This is a genomic window from Halalkalibacter oceani (assembly GCF_040544555.1).
In the GTDB taxonomy this organism is placed as follows: domain Bacteria; phylum Bacillota; class Bacilli; order Bacillales; family Bacillaceae_D; genus Halalkalibacter; species Halalkalibacter oceani.
Genome location: NZ_JBEPKD010000019.1, coordinates 60,410 through 78,408, shown reverse-complemented (window position 1 = coordinate 78,408; position 17,999 = coordinate 60,410). Strand labels below are relative to the sequence as shown.

Genomic DNA, 17,999 nt, shown 5'->3' with positions numbered 1-17,999 from the left:
CACAAAGAATCATTACTCAATCGTTAAAAAAGGATGTTGGCAAGTAGCTACATTTTTAACTGCCAAATCATACATTTCCTACTTGCCAAATACACTTCCTTCTCGTAGGAAAATGTATAGCCGCCATCTTCATGGAGCAACCTTCCTACATGATAACGCTGGCGTGTCTCAACATTTTGCCAAATCAGCCAGAGTTCAAACGGTCTCTTACTCATGCTTTCACCCTCCCTTCAAACCAATTTAAGATCCATTCCTTTCGGTAAAGCAAAAGGCGGATTACCCATTCCCTTCTTTTCACTTGACCAAATGCCCAACACATACAGTGAAAACGATCCACGATAATCAATGAACCTCCTAATTGCCGCCGTACAGCTTCCTTAAACGCTCTGGATAGATCAATAACTACATTTCTCTGTTCCTATTTATGCTAATACCAAATCACCTGAATGAATTTCTGTTTTTGAAACCATCTTCATGGCTTCCATTACTTGCTGAAGCCTTTCTAATCTGGCCCCATAGTATTCATTTCGCTCATCTCTTGATACTTGAGAAGGGGATACCCCTAATCGCTCCGCTAAGTCTTGTTGACTCATTCCAAGGTAAATGCGATATGCAATTAATGTCTTTCCTAATTGATGTAAGCTAATGATAGGATCAAATTCTCCTCTTTTAATACGTTCATAATAAACAAGCTATGGAGTAATGTTTTGGATGCACTAATCTCCCCAATTGATAATTTCCTTTCCACCGAATCATCTCTCCGTCAAAAAAAGCACCAACAGGGCCATCCCCACTGGTGCTTCTTTCGCTTATGCGCTTATGCTTCTTATGATTGTCCTTGCTGCGGCAGAACGCCGGCTTCAAGGGCTTTAAGTTGTTGGGTGACAAGGAAGTAGGAGTACTTCGCCATTTCGTGAGCAAGCTCGGCTTGATCAATTTGAATGGCCGCCTGTTCAAACGTCGCCTTTGACATCAGCCCGAGCTGATAGCGGCGCTCTAACATATTGTAGTCATAGCGGGCATAGTCCAGATCTCGCTGCGCGTCCTGAATCGCCTGATAGCTGTCCTCGATATCGAAGTAGAGCTGACGGATGGCCGCTTCGGCATTCAGCTTCAATTGGGCTAAATTCTCCTCTTCGACCTTCACATTCAAGTCGGCTTCGTTTTTCTGATAAGAGGATGAGTCCTCATCGTCATATACACGATCACGCTCATATTTTGCCATTTCAATCGCCTCAAGCTGGGCTTTATACTGGAATGAATTTTCGATCAACTCATTCGTATCGGTTTCCTGCTCTGGTAAGGCAGAGCTGGAAAGCTCAATCGGCTCAAGCGAGAAGTCAGGATGATAGACAAGGCCTAAGTCGAGCGCAAACTCAGCCAGATCATGATGATATTTCTTTTCTTCCTGCTCAAGATCAGACTTCTGGATTCTCAGTTCACGCGCTTCTGTATTAAACTCGTTGAACGAAATCAATCCAAGCTCACGCTGACGATCAAGATTGGCGATCTCTGTCTCCAATACATCAATTGACTTTCGTTGCAGCTCAAGCTGCTCTTCGGTCATTAACAGCTGGGTAAACGTCATCGCCGTTGCCATTTTAATGCTTTCTCTTGCTTCATCCTGGTTATACACAAGCGTCACTTGACCGGAACGAAGCTGTTCAAGCGCGTCTTCCAGCTGCTCAATTGTATCCTCAAGCATCTCAAGCTGGTCGTTCATCGCGTTCCATTCCTGCCCAAGACCTATGCGCTCACCTATGTAACTCGGGTCAAAAGGATCAAGATTGCGACGTCGTTCCATTAAATTGTCTAACGCATCCTCCAGGTCTTCAATATCCTTTTCTAAATCACGATAATCAAGATTTGTGTTGCCTTCCTGATTTTCGAGAATTTCAAGCTGATAGTTTAAGAGCATTAAAGAAGAATTGTCCTCAAGCGCCCGTTCAAGAGCCTGCTCAAGAGAAAGGCTGTTAACCAGTTCGATTTCCTCTTCCTCACTGCCTTCCTCTGCTTCTTCCCCTTCTTGTACATCTTCACTTCCTTCTTCTTCCAGGACTTCATCAGAAGCCTCATCCGCGAAAGCCACTGGTGCTATACTTGATGTGGCCAACAAAAACGCTAATCCGACTGTCGCACTTTTCTTCAACAAAACCTTCCCCTTCCCTTACGTTCGTTTCATCGCCATGTCTGTGCTTTCAGGTTCTATGTCATCAACGGTAAAATTTAACGCTACTGATATTATTTTATCATACTTTCCAGCCAGATAAGTGACAAATTGTTGACGTGAAAAAAGAATGCCGCCACCGGTTTGCTTACTAACCGATGGCGGCATTCTTAAGAATATGGTGGTGGTTTCGCTCACCATTTCAAGTATAGATAATACTAATACCGAATTATTTATTACTCAAATTGAGTTTGTGTTAACATCTTCCCGTCTTGTGTAACGATAATATCCACCGCATAATCAGGATATTTCTCTTTAATTAATTCAGCGTATGTTTCAGCAACTTCTTCAGGTGACAGTTCCTGTTCGTCATTGATTTGAATATCAGCGTTTACTCTATTAATAGTTCCTTCTTCCAACTGAACCATGACATCAGCTATACCCGGCTGAGAAGCAAATTCTGCTTGTAATTCTTCTTCGGCTCCAAGGCTCACAGAAGGTTCTTCTTCTGAAATAGCATGTTCCTGCTCTTCTTCAGATGCAGCGTCTTCAGGCTGTCCTTCTTCTTGAGGCTGGTCTTGTACTTCTTCCTGTGGCTCGTCCTGCGGCTGCTCTTCAACGTCGCTGTTATTTGAGCATGCGCTTAGCCCTAGGCTGATTGCCAATGCTGCGATTACATATCTCTTTTTCATGTTTGTTGTACCCCCATTTACGATATAGCATTTGCCCCTTTAGCTTACATTTATTTCAATCGCAAGTAAAGCCGTTGCGAGATTGTTACATATTTATTGAGAAGTATGCCGAATCAGTATATATTCTTCTTACCAATGAAAAAAACCCCATCATTGAACTGCACCCCAATTGTTAGACACAAACTAACAATTGGGGTGCAGTTTTTCTATGGCTAAATTTTCTACAGACGATAAATTACAAGCAGTTTTGCGTTATTTAAATGGAAATGAGAGTTCATATGAAATAGCTAAATCTTTAGGAACAAATAATAAAGCCATTCTTAAGTGGGTTAAACAATACGAATACAATGGTGAGGAAGCATTTGTAAAGCGATATACAAATTACACACAACAGTTTAAACTAGACGTACTAAATTACATGATTGAACATGGTACGTCCTTAAACGAAACGGCAGCTATTTTTAAAATACCTGGCCCTTCCACAATTAGTGCGTGGAGAAAACGAATTGAAACACAAGGATTAGATGCCCTTCAATCAAAGAAAAAGGGGCGTTCATCCATGAAAAAAGAATTGAATCAACAACCAAAACAAGCACCTGTCAAAGGCTCTAATGAAACACTTGAAGCACGTATTAAACAACTAGAGATGGAAAACGAATATTTAAAAAAGTTGAATGCCTTAGTTCAAAACAAGGAAATATCACCAAACAAGACAAAACGCAAGTAGTCTATGGATTAAGGCATAAATACCCGGTGAAAGCACTCGTAAAGCTCGCTGGCATTCCACGTAGCACTTACTATTGCTTAGTGAAACGGATGAATCGTCCAGATCCAGATGCCGATTTAAAAGTGGAGATAAAGACTATTTATGAAGAACATGAAGGGCGTTATGGTTATCGCCGTATTCGTGATGAGCTTGCGAATCGTGGGCAAAAAGTGAATCACAAGAAGGTTCAACGGATTATGAAAGAATTAGGTTTAAAGTGTATTGTACGTATGAAAAAATATAAGTCTTATAAAGGGACTGGTGGGAAGATCGTACGAAATATTTTAGATCGTCATTTTACGGCAGACGCCCCAAACCAGAAATGGGTAACGGATATTACGGAGTTTACATTATGTGGCGAGAAGATTTATTTATCACCTGTTTTAGATTTATTTAATGGAGAAATTATTACCTATACACTTGGCTCTAGGCCAACGTATTCGCTTGTTTCAGGGATGTTGGAAAAGGCTTTCGAACGCCTACCGGAAGAACATCAACTATTGATGCATTCAGATCAGGGATGGCACTATCAAATGAAGCACTATCGTCAAGCGCTAGAATCGAGGGGGATTGTACAAAGTATGTCTCGTAAAGGAAACTGTTACGATAATTCTGTAATGGAGAATTTCTTCGGGATTATGAAGTCTGAGTTTCTCTACATAAAAGAGTTTGAAAGTGCGGAGCATTTTAAAAGCGAATTAGAAACGTACATAACTTATTACAACACAAAACGGATTAAGGCAAAATTAAAAGGCATGAGCCCGATACAATATCGAACTCATGCCCAACCCGTTGTTTAATGAGATAACTGTGTCTAATTTTTTGGGGTCACTTCATAAAGATGAGGCTCTACATAGCATAAACCTATTTTAGTCACCAGTATAATCATATGTGAATGGCACAACAATTTTTTTACCATCATACCAAATTGTGAAACCCTCTAACGTTGTATAGCCTGTTGATAAACCAGGACTCAAGTTCACTCCCGTCCCTACTGAAATTTGCGAAATCTCCAAGTTTGAATAGCTGCCACTATTCTTTAGTTGTTCAATAACTTGGTCAAGCGTTCCTAGAGTATGGCCATAGTAATAAGTACCGTCACCACGATTCACAGAAACATCCCATGAATCACCGCCACTTGGCTCCTGCACAATGTTAATTGAAGTACTCACATAAGGTCCTTCCCCTTCGGTTGGATCATGAAAGTCTCCACTTAGGTTAATATTTGCTCGTAAACGATGTGTTGGATTAGCTAAAGTCCCACCGTCTAATGTTGAGACCGATACACTTTCAAATTTTTCGAAATCTGGACTACTTGTACCTAGCTTCTCTTGGACATCATCGAAAGCAACTCGATTCCACACATAATGGTCTGTACTTTCAGTAAGCTCAATTCTTAGTCCGTGAGAAGTTATTTCAACGCTTGCTCCTGTGCCACCTTCAAAATTAACCCCATTTGTAGATAATGCCAATGCTGTTGTACTTAAATCGATACTATTCTCGTCTTATACCTTTTAAAATCTTGATTTTCTAACGAGCCTTCACCATGCAAGCGACTTTCATCGCACACGGCGATCCATCAACGAAACACATTTGTTACCTATTTCCCCAAAATAATCATACCATTTTTCCGAATAATTAAAAAGTTATTTTTTGTAGTGAACAATACACCTTATAAAACCTTCTGTGCCAGTTGAATCCTTCTTTTTTGCAACACTTCTCCTAATAAACTTTTATCAATTAAATTTATTAATTTAAGTTTGCACATTTTAATATGGAAGCTTACTTGTTTAACTTGCAGGTTATGTTGCATATCCGAACAAGCAATAAGTAGGAAGCGGTAAGGTATCAACAAGCCTCGACTGTGCTCTCCTACATAAAACCTCGCAATACCAATTGTTCCATCTTTTGATGCTGTTGCCATCAGCCACCCTATCGGCTCGCTCCCCTCGAGTAATAAATAACTGGCATCTACATTAATAGCAGGGCGTGGTGGTAATGAAATTTGATTTTCCTCTGCTTCTTTCTGCACTTTTTTAAAAGCTGTCTCAAAAAAGTTACTTGACCTTGTCCGACATGGCACTACATGATAGGAGCCGACTTCAACAGAGTTCTGTTTAGAGAAGTTCTTTAATTTCAACTGATAATCATATTGATGTTCTACACTTTTCCACTTCATTCGTTGCACTACTTGTTCCATTAAGCTGGAATCAGGGTGAAAACTCACTAAACGATCTATCTTCTTTTCCCTCATGATCCTTTCCAACGCTTGCAACATCGCTTGCAAGATAGCCTCATCAGGATAGTTACTCGGAATAACGCGAATAAAAAATATAATGGCACTCGCCTTCCTGATCTCCACAGTTGCTATTGTATGCGGCTTGTTTTCAAATAAAAGAGCATATGAAAAAATAGAAAACGTGCCAATCATGCTACAAATTTCTTCTGGCATTAGATCCTTATAATCTTCTTTATTCGTCTTAGTAATCTCCTGAACTCTAATCGCCATCTCCGTTCCTCCAATATTAGAAAAAGAAGAGTCAACCTGCCTCTCCTTTTTCTAATAAAATTTTATTTAATAAACGAAATATTTTGACCATCAATATTTATTAATAAACCATCCTCAGGATCTACCGTAGCAGGGATTTGTATTTCAAAAGTTACTTCTCCCTTACTGTCTGTCAGAGGGAGTGTGACAAATGAAGCTGAAACTGTGTGAACCACACCATTTATTGAATATTGTTCTATCGTTGTTGTATCATTACTTAGAATATTGACGTCATACTTAAACTGATGACCGGAAACTAAATTCTCATACTGATCTTTCGCTACTAAGGTTACTGTACTTATTTGTCCTTCCTGTAGTGCCGGGTTTACATTCATAGTGGTCTTGCTAGTATCCACAGCTCCAACGGCAAGTGGTTGCACCACTTCTGCATTATTATATCCTGTAGCAATAACTGTAATTGTTCGATCTCCAGCATACTGAAGACTTGCTATACTAGCAGGATTCAACCTTAATTCTCCTGCGACCAAATTCCAATTTCCAACTCCTATTGATACGCCATCGACCAAGACATCCGTTACCGCATCTCGCCAATCCGCATCTTCCACAAATTGAATTTGCAATTCGTAATCAACAGTGGCGCTAGATACATCTGCAAATAGTACAGGAGCGAACAAGCTATTCTCACCTTATACCCTTTATACCATGGCTTTCGGTTTGAGCCTTCACCGCACAAGCGACTTTCATCGCATACGGCGATCCATCAACGAAATACTTACAAGACTTATTTCCCCATTTTTAATATATACTGAATTATTAAAAATAGGAAGCTAATTTATGAAAGATAACTCTTGTCGGTTGGATATAGTTTATACCATTCAAGCAGAGCGAAGAGTTTCCATGATACAGAGTGACATCCACTTTAATTCCAACCAGACCGATCAGTATATTCGTACCTCATTTACTAAGGAAAGTCTAGTTCTAGTGCATCAGTATTATAAGCCATATCTCCAACTACGCTCTTTTTGTCCTTCTTTCCTCAATGGGTTCATAACGAGCCTACACCGCACAAGCTACTTCATCGTATACAGTGTTCCGTCAACTTAACATAGTCGCTACTTTTCCCACACTAAATATATATTTAATTTTCCGAAATTTTACCCGTTTAAGTAAACAAGAGAAAGCTATTATTCCTCTTACAGAAGGACCTGATTGTCTTCATTACTTTGTGATAAATGGCTCCCTTGTCCTTTTCCCTTCAACACTGCGACAATAACATCTTGTTTGTGCACTCTTCAATTACTTTTTTGTTTTTCCCTACTGCATCTACATAAAAGCCTGCACACCAAAAATCTCCAATTCCACCATTTGAGATGCTGGATCTTTTGGATTCGCTAATCGTGCACATGTGTCGTCATCGCTTGACATGGCGGACATTCATGGGGCTTCCTTGGTATCTCCACATGAATCGCCCCCATGTCCTCGCGTTCTTCCACCTTTGTAACCTTGACCTCTTTTAATCCTGGGATTCATAATAGACTTTTGTGCACGCAGCTCCATCCTTTCTTATTTTCTCGTCAATTCAAGGATAACAGGATCAAAGGGCTTGCGTGCCTTTTTTTGTCCTCATTGTGCGAATACCCCAACATTTATTCTAGAGCCTTATTTTAGAGTCTACTGTTCGGGACTTGAACCCTAAAGCCCATACAACATGCCGGGCACACCAAAAAAAGGTGAGAGAGTCTTAAAATGACTCTCTCACCTTATCAAATAATTAGTTAACTTGATTAAGCAGGATTAATAGTATCAACCGTAATGCTTCCATCAGCATTTACAGTAATATCTACTGTTGCTGTATCTCCAGCTGAATCTTCAACTGTAATAGTAGCTGTACCTGCTGAAACTGATGTAATCGTTACTCCATCTCCAGCTCCATTTTCAGCCACTGTTGCAACTCCAGTATCAGATGAACTAATGTCTCCAGCTCCATCAACAACATTTAAATCAGCATAGCTTACATCTTCTGTTGAAATCTCAAAATGTGGTGTAATGCTATCAACCGTAATGCTTCCATCAGCATTTACAGTAATATCTACTGTTGCTGTATCTCCAGCTGAATCTTCAACTGTAATAGTAGCTGTACCTGCTGAAACTGATGTAATCGTTACTCCATCTCCAGCTCCATTTTCAGCCACTGTTGCAACTCCAGTATCAGATGAACTAATGTCTCCAGCTCCATCAACAACATTTAAATCAGCATAGCTTACATCTTCTGTTGAAACAGGAAAGCTATTCTCACCTTCACCCAACACCTGCTGGGCTTATAATGAGCCTACACCGCACGAGCGACTTTCATCGCATACGGCGTTCCATCAGCAAACACATTACTTAACAAATTTTTGGGGAAATAAGTAAGTTGAGTGTTTATATCGCTGACTGGGTTCCTTCGCTCCAGCTAGTTTTATCCTCCTGGATTGTTACCAACCCAGTGCAAACGGCTAGCGCTCAACACTACTACGAACCCGCTGCCATCTCACATGCCTCTTCGGTGCTTCCTCACCTCTTCATGCAAGATTTCAAACGTTCCATTCTGTCTATCCCTTAATTTTGATTACCTTAGGCTCCCACTCTTTAATAGAAAGCAGATTTGGTTTCACAGCGTTTGTTCCAAATCCCTCTGTATCATTGCAAATACATGGATGAAAGGCAAACCCCTAGCATAGCATCTCTATACCTTTCACTATCAGTCTATTACATCTAAATGGGTTCGTTGTCCTAACCATAGCAATCTTTTTAGGAGCCCCGCACGCGCTTTCGTCCCGCGTTACGACTTCACCTGACTTCACCCCTTCAGCTTGGAAGAGCTTCTCTGGATGCAGGAGGATTAGGCTCACGACTTATTTGCTGCTGTCGTGGAAAAGACTTTCACTTTTCTAATCAACAGAATAGTTAAGGTAGTACCTCATACCTCATTTACGAGGTACTACCTCCCTTGTTTCGTCTGGAAAGACTTATCAAGGAACGTTTCGTTTAGTTTTATTAAGGGGTAACAGTAAAAGTGATATTTTCAGTGTTATCACCGACAGTCACGGTACCATTGTAATTATCAGCATCCAACTCTGGATCGTCAATAGTGACAGATAGTGACGCATCGAAATCATGGTTTGCAACTGTAAAAGTTTCACCATCAACATTGACAGTTACTGTAGCAACACCTGTAAAATCATCACCATTTTGGTCCTCTACGTCACTAAATGTAAGAACTAAGTCATCACCTTCTGCATAGTCAGCTGCCGTAACAGAGAAATCAGCAACATATGGCGCAGCATCACCATCTGTGATTACAAAGTACTTCACATAACGATTAGTGTTATCACTTGAGTAAACAGCAGTGAACGTTTTGCCATCAAGATCACGAACGCGTCCAGTTTCAATGTCATCTGTGTCTTCTGCGTCCACTACGTAACCATCATTGTCAAGAACGAGAGTACGTCCGCCAGCAATTGTTACTTCATTACCACGGATTGAAGTAGCAACCAATCCGGCTTCAACATTTGCAGCAGCGTGAATATCTTCTACCACGCCAGTTGACTCATTGATTTCAAGAGTTACAATATCGCCTTTATTGAACGTTTTACCTACTTCATCAACTTCGAATGTTTCGAATTCACCGTTAATGAATACAGAAATACGAACGATATCTCCACTGCGGTATTGAACATTTGTTACAACTGCATCTTCTTCTTCTACATCAGAAGCAGTATCCTCAGTAACAACAAGGTAAGTTACATTGTCATCTTCATCGAAGTAGACAGTTGCTTCTTCGATTTCAAATCCTTCAAGCTCTCCCCAAGTTGAAACTGTAATATCGTCTTCATCAAAGCCATCAGTTACATCGAAAACGACTGTGTTACTGCGTAGACGTTTACCTTCAACAAAGCGATCTGATAATTCAAGGTTGTTATCACTATTACCACCATTGGTAAAGCCAGTAGACTCAGGGAAGATTAATTCCTTAACTACATCGCTATCGTTAAGAACTACTTCGAGTAAGTCTCCTTCTTCTGCAAGTGGAATTGTTTCAATAACTGTTCCACCTTCTTCTTCGCGAATTAGAATAGCATCGTATCCATCTACAGTTGGATCTGGATTTTCACGAAGTTCTACATAGACTTCATCATCAGCAGCATCTGCATCTTGATCAATTTCGTAAGTTTCACCGTCATAAGTGATTTCATCTAGTGAATCTAAACGGAAGTCGTAAAGGGCAACCTCTCCGTCTTGTTTCTTCACTTCAAGCTCAATACGATCTCTTGTAGCTTGTTCGTAACCAATCATGTCGGCAAGAAGCACTGAACCATACGTATTTGATTGAACTTCACCGTATTCGCCAGTAACAAATACTAGTTCACCATGACGATCAACATAGATAGTAATGTCGCCCGCATCTTGAATTTGCTCAATCACTTCACGACGATCATTAGCTGAAGTTGTACTGAAAGTTTCAATTTCTCCATCTTCATTCAGATAAAGTGAAGTATAGTTTCTGTCGAGGTTGTAGTAATCGTACTCTACATCATCAACTTCAAATGAATCGTCATAGATTGCCGTTACTTCACCAGTGATTTCATTAGTGTACACTTCTGCGTACTCAGCATCTTCATTATAGAAAATGATGTCGCCTTGGTCGATATCATCAACAGAGATTGTTTCTCCGTCACGAACAAGAACGTAATCATCGAAATCAACTTCATCATAGTTGTCATAGCTAGTAACAACAGTATCGTCAATTTCGTCTGCAACGATAAAGTCATCCCACTCAAACGCATCAATGAATTGAATTCTGTTGTTGCTTCCTAAAACGACTTTGGCATAATCATACTCAGCATCTTCAACCCAATCGCCAGAAGCTGACTCTCCATCAATAAGGTCTAGGAATTTCGCTTCGTCGTTATCGAAACGATATTTTTGTGTAGAAACTTCATATTTTTTAGTTTCATCTTCAGTCACTAGTTCAATTTCCACAAGGTCTCCATTATCGTCAACTTCCGTGACAGTGAATGACCCATAAAGAACATTCTCATTTACGGCTTCAGCTTGAATTAACTCATCATCACTATTGTACCAAATGCGATGTTCTACACCCTTTGCTGCTTCAAGATCAAAGTCTTCTGGTACATCAAGTGTTACAACTCGCTCATTATAATTCAATGATCCATTGTAAGCAGATGTTAAATGAGTTCCTCTTACAGTAATTGTACGATCTTCATGATCTACAGAAGTTACAATAGCTTCTTCAACAAACGCAGGGCGTTCAAATTCAAATGTTGAAGATTGATTGTTAACTGAAATTGTTACTTCGTATGTGCGAAGTTCTTCTACATAAGCATTTTCATAGAACTTGATTTGAGCAGTTCTTCCATCGCGTGAAAGAGTCAATTCTTCAATACCACGTAATTGTCTGCTTTGTTTGTCTTGAACACGGACATCAGAGCGGTCAAGTTGGGAAACAGGCTTGTTGAATTGTACTTCAATGTATTCACCATTACGGTCTAACGCACTTACTTCAGTAATTTCAAAATCTAGTGGTGGTTGTTCACCTGGGTTAACACGAACTTCTGGCACTTCTGTACGGTGTACGAATACTGGAGTTTGTGCACGAGTTACATTGCCTTGTGGTTGGAATTGTCCAGCGCGAACACCTTCAACGATTCCAAGGCTAGCAAGCACATCTACATACTCAGCACCCCAGCTGTTGTTGTCTGTGAAGTCAATGTTCACATCTGGATCTGCTTCAAGATCGTAAGCAGTTACAATCATTTTCGCCATTTCTTGACGAGTGATTGTGCGGTTAGGACGGAATGTTCCATCAGTGTAACCGTCGATTACGCCAGGAGCTTGTTCTTGGATTGCAGCGATGTAAGCAGAACCCCAGTGGTTAGCAGCATCAGAGAAGTTAGTGCTTGCTGAAGAATCAACATCAAGGCCAAGCGTGATCGCAAGGATCTTTGCTGCTTCAGCACGAGTGATGCTTGCATTCGGATCGAAAGTGCCGTCAGGGCGACCTTCAATTGCTCCCTTTTCTACTAAATAGGCGATTGAATCTGAAGCCCAGTGGTTTGTAGCTACGTCAGGGAATGACGTTGGTGTGTCAGCGGAAACTGACGGAATTACAGGCGCAGCAACTGTAGCTACCATTGCAGCTGTTACAGATGTTGCTAAAAACTTGCGGTAAGACTTAGGTTGGTAAGCCATGTGGGTAAATCCTCCTTTGAATTATGTACATTAAATGTACGTATTTCTACTAAATGTCAAAGAGTTGCTACTATCAGATGTTGTAATGTCGAACCATGTTGTAAGTACGTTGATAGTAAAGCGCAACGCTGACTGAGTCACTTGCAAAAGAAACTCGGATAGCTTAGCTCTCCAACATTAGTAAAACGCGGGTAGAATGCTTGCAAGAATAGTATAATTACCAATCCTAGTAATGTCAACCACTATGTAAAAGTTGTAGGAAAGAAAGTCAACATTTCTCAAGTGTTTTCATATTTAGGAAAGGTAGTTATTTTTTATTCTACATGATGTTACATAAATTTCAATAGTTTTCTTCCAATTCGATATTAGTACATATTTCCATAGATTTATCCGCTTCATTCCGGCTTTCTTCTATATAACTGTGAATAAAGTCGGAGCGATTCTATGGAATTATTACAGACTATATTACGAGTTTGTTATCAACTTGTAACATTACTTTCTCTTATTATGTGGTAGACTAAATCTCGTACTTACCCAAGATTATGTCGAATTAAACATAATTTTCATAGATTTAGTAAAAAATGTTCATTTTTTTGCTAAGATGCAGTGTGGCATGAGCTTCATTGCCTACCTCAAATTTTTACATAGTAAGAGGAGTGTATGTATGTTACGAAAGTTGATCCCGGTAGTCGTTTTTGCTTTGCTATTTACAGCGGTGGTGCAGGTGCAAATGGCGGAAGCAAGTGTGAGGGACGATATCGTCACCTCCGCAAAGAAACAGATCGGTGTCCCTTATAAGTACGGCGGCACAACTCCGAGTGGCTTTGATTGCTCTGGCTTCATTAATTACGTCTTGAAGGAATTTGGCATCTCTGTTCCCCGAACAGCCGCTCAAATGTACAATCAAGGCACAGCTGTTTCCAAGGCAAACCTGCAAAAAGGGGACCTCGTCTTCTTTAGAACCGTAAGCTCTGGCGCTTCCCACGCAGGAATATATGTCGGAAACAACCAATTTATTCACGCTTCTTCCTCTAAGGGTGTGATGATTTCCTCCATTAACGATCCTTATTACTGGGGACCTCGTTACTTAGGAGCGAAGCGGATCCTTCCGGAAGAGAAGGCTGAAGTTCAAGCAACAGCCGAGAAAAAAGCCGAGCCGGCACGCGTGCTTGGCGAGGGCGAGTACCATGATGTCCTTCCTACACACTGGGCGTTCGGTGAGATTAAAGAATTATCCGTTTCAAGCATGATTGCCGGACTGGGTGATAACCAGTTTGGACCGAACGACAAGCTGACACGGGCACAAATTGCCGCGTTGATTACACGCGCAACTGGTTTAGAAACAGACAGCGGGTTAAACGGTTTCCGTGACGTGCCGGAAAACCACTGGGCAGCCCGGGCGATTGCCGCCACGGACAGAGCTGGCTACTTCTCATACATAGAAGGAGATACGTTCAATCCGAACGAACCAGTAACACGCGAAGAAATCGCCGTTCTCTTTACAAAAGCTTTCAACCTACCAGTAGAAGAAACGGTATCTGCCTCATTTAACGACGTTGACGATCAAAGCTGGGCTTTCGCCGAGATTCATGCTTTACAGGCGAGCGGCATCGTCCAAGGCTTTGAAGATGGGACATACCGTCCAACCAATCACGTGACACGCGCTGAATTTGCAAAAATTCTTCATACTGCATTGAACTAATGAAAAGCGGCTCTGCCGCTTTTTTTGTTGTCTTCTTTCAGACCAGGTCTCAAAGGACGTTTTTTTTTGGCTCCCTCAGGCGCAGCTCTCTTTCACCTCCAGACATGTTATGATTCAATTGGATAGCCATCCAATCACTCGCTGTGATGGATGTCCTTACCTATAAGACGAAAATACGCCCATTCAGGTTTCAGCTTATGTGAGAAAAAATAAAAAAATGTTTGTTTTTTTACCATAGTGGGGTGGAGTGGTCGTGTATGGGGCATTTTTTGTGGCGGTGAAGGCGACTTCGTTTCGTTTTTCTTCCTATATAAAAAGCGTTGTTTTTTTATTGCGGGGAAGGGGAACGTCATTCCTTTATTCTTCATTATTTAGCCTTTTCGCTTTAATAGGCGGAACGCCATTCCGCTATTGCCTATGGGAGCGGTGAATCACCGCATGTTTTCGCCTGATAGCGGAACGAGGTTCCTATTGTTACGTGAAAAAGCATGAAAATCGAGCAATAGCGGAAGCACGTTCTTCAATATTTTCATTCTTTTTCTATAAAATAGCAAAAGCTTGCCAACCCACTCTTTATATCGAGGTAAGAAGGACTTATAATATAAGCTAAAAAGCAGCTACACTTTTGAAGTGTAGCTGCAAGATAAGTATTATTTGGCTTACATAACAGATGGATTTTAATCGTACCTCGGTACGGGTAATCATCCATCCTTCATAAAGCTAATCGAACCTTAGTACGGGTTGCTTTATGTTCTCGTATTGTACTATATCGTTTCCACTACGTCAACTGGAGAGGTGATTTAATGAAGCTTAAACTACATTCAGAAATAATGAATATTTTTTTCGATGAAAGTGGTCGTCATGATGATAAACCAACTACAATGGGTGGACTCCTCATACCTCAAGCCGTTTATTCAGCCACTGAATTTACTGAACTTTCAAAACGCTTACAACTTGGTACATTAAAGTTACATTGGACAGATTATAGCGGCCACGGTCCTAACAAACAAAATATCATTGATACCATGACTTTATTTTCAAGATTCGTTCCATATGTAAAAATGAATGTCATTAATTACAATCACCATTCTCTTAATATACACAAAAAACGCTTAGAAGATAAGGACTATTCAAAGTTAATGATTTATACCAAAATACCTGAACGCATTTTCTATGGTTTATTACGAAATTACGGACAAGATGTTTATGTAAAAGCAAATGTCTACATAGAAGAAGCATCCGTATATAAACAATTAGAATTGGATACTCGTATTTTAGAACAATTAAACACTCAATCTCTTTATCGTGGAGAACAGTTTAGTGTTTCGACTTGTGAAATGCATCCTAAAAATAAAATGATTGGTATTGAGCTAGTTGATTTAATTTTAGGAGTAATAAGATCCATTATTCAAAATGTCATTATTCCAAGCGATATCTCCGAAGAAGAACTCAAGCGGGCGAAATTGAAGAAAAAGAAAGCAAAGAATGACCTGGTCATTCAATTACTAAAAATTGAAAAGTTCACACACTTTCTTTCTACTATCAAATATTATGAATGGAATAGCAATAAAGAACTGGCTGAAGTTGACTTTGAAGATTATTTACGCATATTTATGGCGTCGCATTTTAGAGAATTTCATGAAAAGTAATAGTAATTCCCCCGTCAACTTCGCTCACTAATAGCACGTATAGTTCCCTTCACCGTTAAAAAGAGAGGCTGGAACAAAAGGTTGTTTTTACCTTTTTCCCAGCCTCTAAGCAAGTTTTGTCTCAAGCTCCTTCTTCTTTATGCGGCGTCTTCTTCCTCCGCTTCTTCCGTTTCTTCTCCTGCTTCGTCGTCTCCGTAGTGGAGCGCTCTTGAGAGGAAGACGGCGAATTCGGCGCGGGTGACGGCTGTCCGTGGCTGGAAGCTGCCGTCCGGACGTCCAAATGCGACGTCGGCGCCGGCAACAACGGCGATGTCTTCAGCGGCGAAGTAACGCGGCGGGACGTCAGGGAAAATCACCCGGGAATCCGGAGTGAACTCAAAGGAACGGTTCAGGATGACGGCGACTTCACCACGCGGAATGGCGGTGTGCGGGCGGAACGAGCCGTCGCTGTAGCCCTGAAAGATTTCCTGATCAACCATGGCCTGTATGTAATCAGCCGCGTAGCTTTGGCGGCGGACATCGAGAAACTCTTCGACATACGGGCTCGGTTCGAGCTGCAGGGCGCGCGTCATCATGACGGCAGCTTCGCCGCGTGTGATCGTTTGTGACGGGCGGAATGTTTCATCCGGGTAGCCTTGAATAATGTCCAGATCAATTAATTCGTAAATCGCCTCGGCGTACCATTCGTCTCCCTGCACGTCCGTAAAGGAAGGAGAGTCGGTTCCCTCAGGCTGGTTGCGGACGGAAATCGTGACGTCCTTCGACTTTTCTGATTCTTTGCGATCCTTGCTGACGGCGGTGACGGCGTAAGTGTAGCTTCCTTCTTCCACTTCATCGACGTAGCGGTTCGTAGCTGCGGGAACTTTATCAAGCAGCTCGCCGTCACGGTAAATATGAAAATTCGCTGCTTCTACTCCGTTGCTTGCGCCGCGCCATGTGATTTCCAGTTGAGTGCGCTCCCCCTCTTCCCCATCGAGCGGGATCACTTGCAAGTCTTCAGGCGGCAGTGGCCGTCCGGCTTTGGCGCGTAATGTCGGCGGCAGCTCGATTCTGCCATAGCCATACAAACGGTCACGGCCCGGCTCACCGAGATCAACGGTTTGTTTGTGGAGCATTTCTCTAAGCTTGTCATTGCTCGCTTCAGGGTAAGCCTGCTTTAAGAGAGCGAGATGTCCGGCGACATGCGGTGCCGCCATTGAAGTGCCGTTCACCTCGACATAGCCGCCGTCCGTGTACGTGCTGCGTACTCTGACGCCGGGAGCGCTCACCTCGACCTCGTCTCCTGTCGCGGAGAAGGAGGCGCGATTGTCGCGGTTATCGACAGCTGCGACAGCGATGACACTTTCATAGGCTGCCGGGTAGTCGACCGTATTTCCCGTGCCGTCCGCGTTGCCCTTGTTTCCGGCGGCGGCGATGATTAAGGCACCTGCCTCGTAAGCCTGGTCAAGCGCGTTCTTTAAAGCGGTCGATGAGCTTCGCCCTCCCATGCTGACATTGATAATATCTGCCTCTTTTTCCAAAGCCCATTGAATCGCTTTGACGACATCTGACGTATAGCCGTCGCCATTTTCATCAAGCACTTTGGCGACGTAGAGCGACGCTTCATGGGCAACGCCGACGATTCCCCTGTTATTATTCCGGGCGCCAATGATCCCGGCTACATGCGTACCGTGCCCATTGTCATCGGCAAAAGAGTCGGTATAGCTGACAAAGGATTTCCCCTCTGTAATCCGTAGATCAGGATGATCGGCATGAACCCCGGAATCCAGAATCGCGATTTTCACACCCTTGCCTGTTAATCCATTTTCCCAAACGACCGGCGCACCGATCACTTCCACACCCCAATCAACGACCTGGCTGCTGACGGTGAATGACTCATCCTCCTCGACATAGGCCACCTGTCCTGCATGCCGCAGCTTTTCCGCCGCGGCGGGCGTCAACTCAAGGGCGACAGCTTCGATGTCCTCAAGGTACTGGTGAACCTCCAGCGCCACATCGGCAATTAACTCATGATCAATTTGTTCTGTAAATCCTACGATATAGCGGTGACTCTCCTCTGCTGCTGCTGGAAATGCGACGAGCACAGTAAGCAGCAGAACGAGAGCCGCGCGTAACCATATCCGCTTTGTCATCCGGCTTCTCACTCCCGTTTCTCTCTAAATTTCTATAATGGGGAACACCAAAATTGGCCATTCTCTTCTCCGAGCTGCTGAAAAAGGACGGTTCTCAGCAGCTTTTTCTCCGGCTTTATTATGTTCAGAC

At 42.1% G+C, this 17,999-nt stretch carries 13 protein-coding genes and 1 pseudogene; 3 read left to right on the top strand and 11 right to left on the bottom strand.

Annotation, left to right across the window (positions count from 1 at the left end; genetic code table 11):
* Nucleotides 1-101: 101 nt before the first annotated feature.
* From ABMB67_RS17440 to ABMB67_RS17420, 5 genes and pseudogenes are all read right to left on the bottom strand, one after another.
* Nucleotides 102-215, bottom strand: a pseudogene (locus tag ABMB67_RS17440) (HIRAN domain-containing protein); the annotation flags it as partial.
* Nucleotides 212-400 (bottom strand): transposase, encoded by a 189-nt coding sequence (locus ABMB67_RS17435; protein WP_354572869.1) that lies wholly within the window; start codon nucleotides 398-400, stop codon nucleotides 212-214. The pseudogene ABMB67_RS17440 and the gene ABMB67_RS17435, both read right to left, overlap by 4 nt.
* A gap of 22 nt (nucleotides 401-422) precedes the next feature.
* Complete coding sequence (locus tag ABMB67_RS17430) at nucleotides 423-647, bottom strand: helix-turn-helix transcriptional regulator (RefSeq protein ID WP_354572868.1); 225 nt, start codon at nucleotides 645-647, stop codon at nucleotides 423-425.
* Between the two features lie 179 nt (nucleotides 648-826).
* Complete coding sequence (locus tag ABMB67_RS17425; RefSeq protein WP_354572866.1) at nucleotides 827-2,149, bottom strand: TolC family protein; 1,323 nt, start codon at nucleotides 2,147-2,149, stop codon at nucleotides 827-829.
* Between the two features lie 254 nt (nucleotides 2,150-2,403).
* Nucleotides 2,404-2,859: a hypothetical protein gene (locus ABMB67_RS17420; RefSeq protein WP_354572865.1), complete on the bottom strand. Its 456-nt coding sequence runs from the start codon at nucleotides 2,857-2,859 to the stop codon at nucleotides 2,404-2,406.
* A 208-nt stretch (nucleotides 2,860-3,067) separates the two neighbouring features.
* On the opposite strand from ABMB67_RS17420, the gene ABMB67_RS17415 reads away from it, so the two are divergent.
* Nucleotides 3,068-4,425 (top strand): IS3 family transposase gene (locus tag ABMB67_RS17415; RefSeq protein WP_390189048.1). Its coding sequence is split into 2 segments (ribosomal slippage): nucleotides 3,068-3,536 and nucleotides 3,536-4,425, totalling 1,359 coding nucleotides; the frame shifts between segments, so codons are not numbered across the junction.
* A gap of 69 nt (nucleotides 4,426-4,494) precedes the next feature.
* On the opposite strand, the gene ABMB67_RS17410 is transcribed toward ABMB67_RS17415, so the two are convergent.
* From ABMB67_RS17410 to ABMB67_RS17390, 5 genes are all read right to left on the bottom strand, one after another.
* Complete coding sequence (locus ABMB67_RS17410; protein WP_354572863.1) at nucleotides 4,495-5,097, bottom strand: hypothetical protein; 603 nt, start codon at nucleotides 5,095-5,097, stop codon at nucleotides 4,495-4,497.
* A gap of 200 nt (nucleotides 5,098-5,297) precedes the next feature.
* Nucleotides 5,298-6,134, bottom strand: coding sequence for a hypothetical protein (locus tag ABMB67_RS17405; RefSeq protein WP_354572862.1), 837 nt, complete (start codon nucleotides 6,132-6,134; stop codon nucleotides 5,298-5,300).
* 62 nt (nucleotides 6,135-6,196) lie between these two features.
* Complete coding sequence (locus ABMB67_RS17400; RefSeq protein WP_354572861.1) at nucleotides 6,197-6,808, bottom strand: DUF1533 domain-containing protein; 612 nt, start codon at nucleotides 6,806-6,808, stop codon at nucleotides 6,197-6,199.
* A gap of 1,110 nt (nucleotides 6,809-7,918) precedes the next feature.
* Nucleotides 7,919-8,440 carry a hypothetical protein gene (locus tag ABMB67_RS17395; protein ID WP_354572860.1) on the bottom strand — a complete coding sequence of 174 codons (522 nt, stop codon included), beginning with the start codon at nucleotides 8,438-8,440 and terminating at the stop codon, nucleotides 7,919-7,921.
* Nucleotides 8,441-9,170: 730 nt separating this feature from the next.
* Nucleotides 9,171-12,386, bottom strand: coding sequence for an S-layer homology domain-containing protein (locus ABMB67_RS17390; protein WP_354572859.1), 3,216 nt, complete (start codon nucleotides 12,384-12,386; stop codon nucleotides 9,171-9,173).
* A 664-nt stretch (nucleotides 12,387-13,050) separates the two neighbouring features.
* Between ABMB67_RS17390 and ABMB67_RS17385 the strand changes: the two genes are divergently transcribed.
* Together ABMB67_RS17385 and ABMB67_RS17380 are read left to right on the top strand one after the other, a co-directional pair.
* Nucleotides 13,051-14,088, top strand: coding sequence for a C40 family peptidase (locus ABMB67_RS17385; RefSeq protein WP_251225173.1), 1,038 nt, complete (start codon nucleotides 13,051-13,053; stop codon nucleotides 14,086-14,088).
* Between the two features lie 803 nt (nucleotides 14,089-14,891).
* Nucleotides 14,892-15,737 carry a DUF3800 domain-containing protein gene (locus ABMB67_RS17380; RefSeq protein ID WP_251225172.1) on the top strand — a complete coding sequence of 282 codons (846 nt, stop codon included), beginning with the start codon at nucleotides 14,892-14,894 and terminating at the stop codon, nucleotides 15,735-15,737.
* Between the two features lie 137 nt (nucleotides 15,738-15,874).
* Here the strand turns inward: ABMB67_RS17380 and ABMB67_RS17375 are convergent, their stop codons facing one another.
* Nucleotides 15,875-17,869 (bottom strand): S8 family peptidase, encoded by a 1,995-nt coding sequence (locus ABMB67_RS17375; RefSeq protein WP_354572858.1) that lies wholly within the window; start codon nucleotides 17,867-17,869, stop codon nucleotides 15,875-15,877.
* Between the last annotated feature and the right edge of the window lie 130 nt (nucleotides 17,870-17,999).

What these genes read in the sequence shown, in the direction of transcription:
- ABMB67_RS17385 (WP_251225173.1), top strand. Translation starts at nt 13,051, where the DNA reads ATGTTACGAAAGTTGATCCCGGTAGTCGTTTTTGCTTTGCTATTTACA.
- ABMB67_RS17380 (WP_251225172.1), top strand. Translation starts at nt 14,892, where the DNA reads ATGAAGCTTAAACTACATTCAGAAATAATGAATATTTTTTTCGATGAA.
- ABMB67_RS17420 (WP_354572865.1), bottom strand. Translation starts at nt 2,859, where the DNA reads ATGAAAAAGAGATATGTAATCGCAGCATTGGCAATCAGCCTAGGGCTA.
- ABMB67_RS17390 (WP_354572859.1), bottom strand. Translation starts at nt 12,386, where the DNA reads ATGGCTTACCAACCTAAGTCTTACCGCAAGTTTTTAGCAACATCTGTA.
- ABMB67_RS17405 (WP_354572862.1), bottom strand. Translation starts at nt 6,134, where the DNA reads ATGGCGATTAGAGTTCAGGAGATTACTAAGACGAATAAAGAAGATTAT.
- ABMB67_RS17375 (WP_354572858.1), bottom strand. Translation starts at nt 17,869, where the DNA reads ATGACAAAGCGGATATGGTTACGCGCGGCTCTCGTTCTGCTGCTTACT.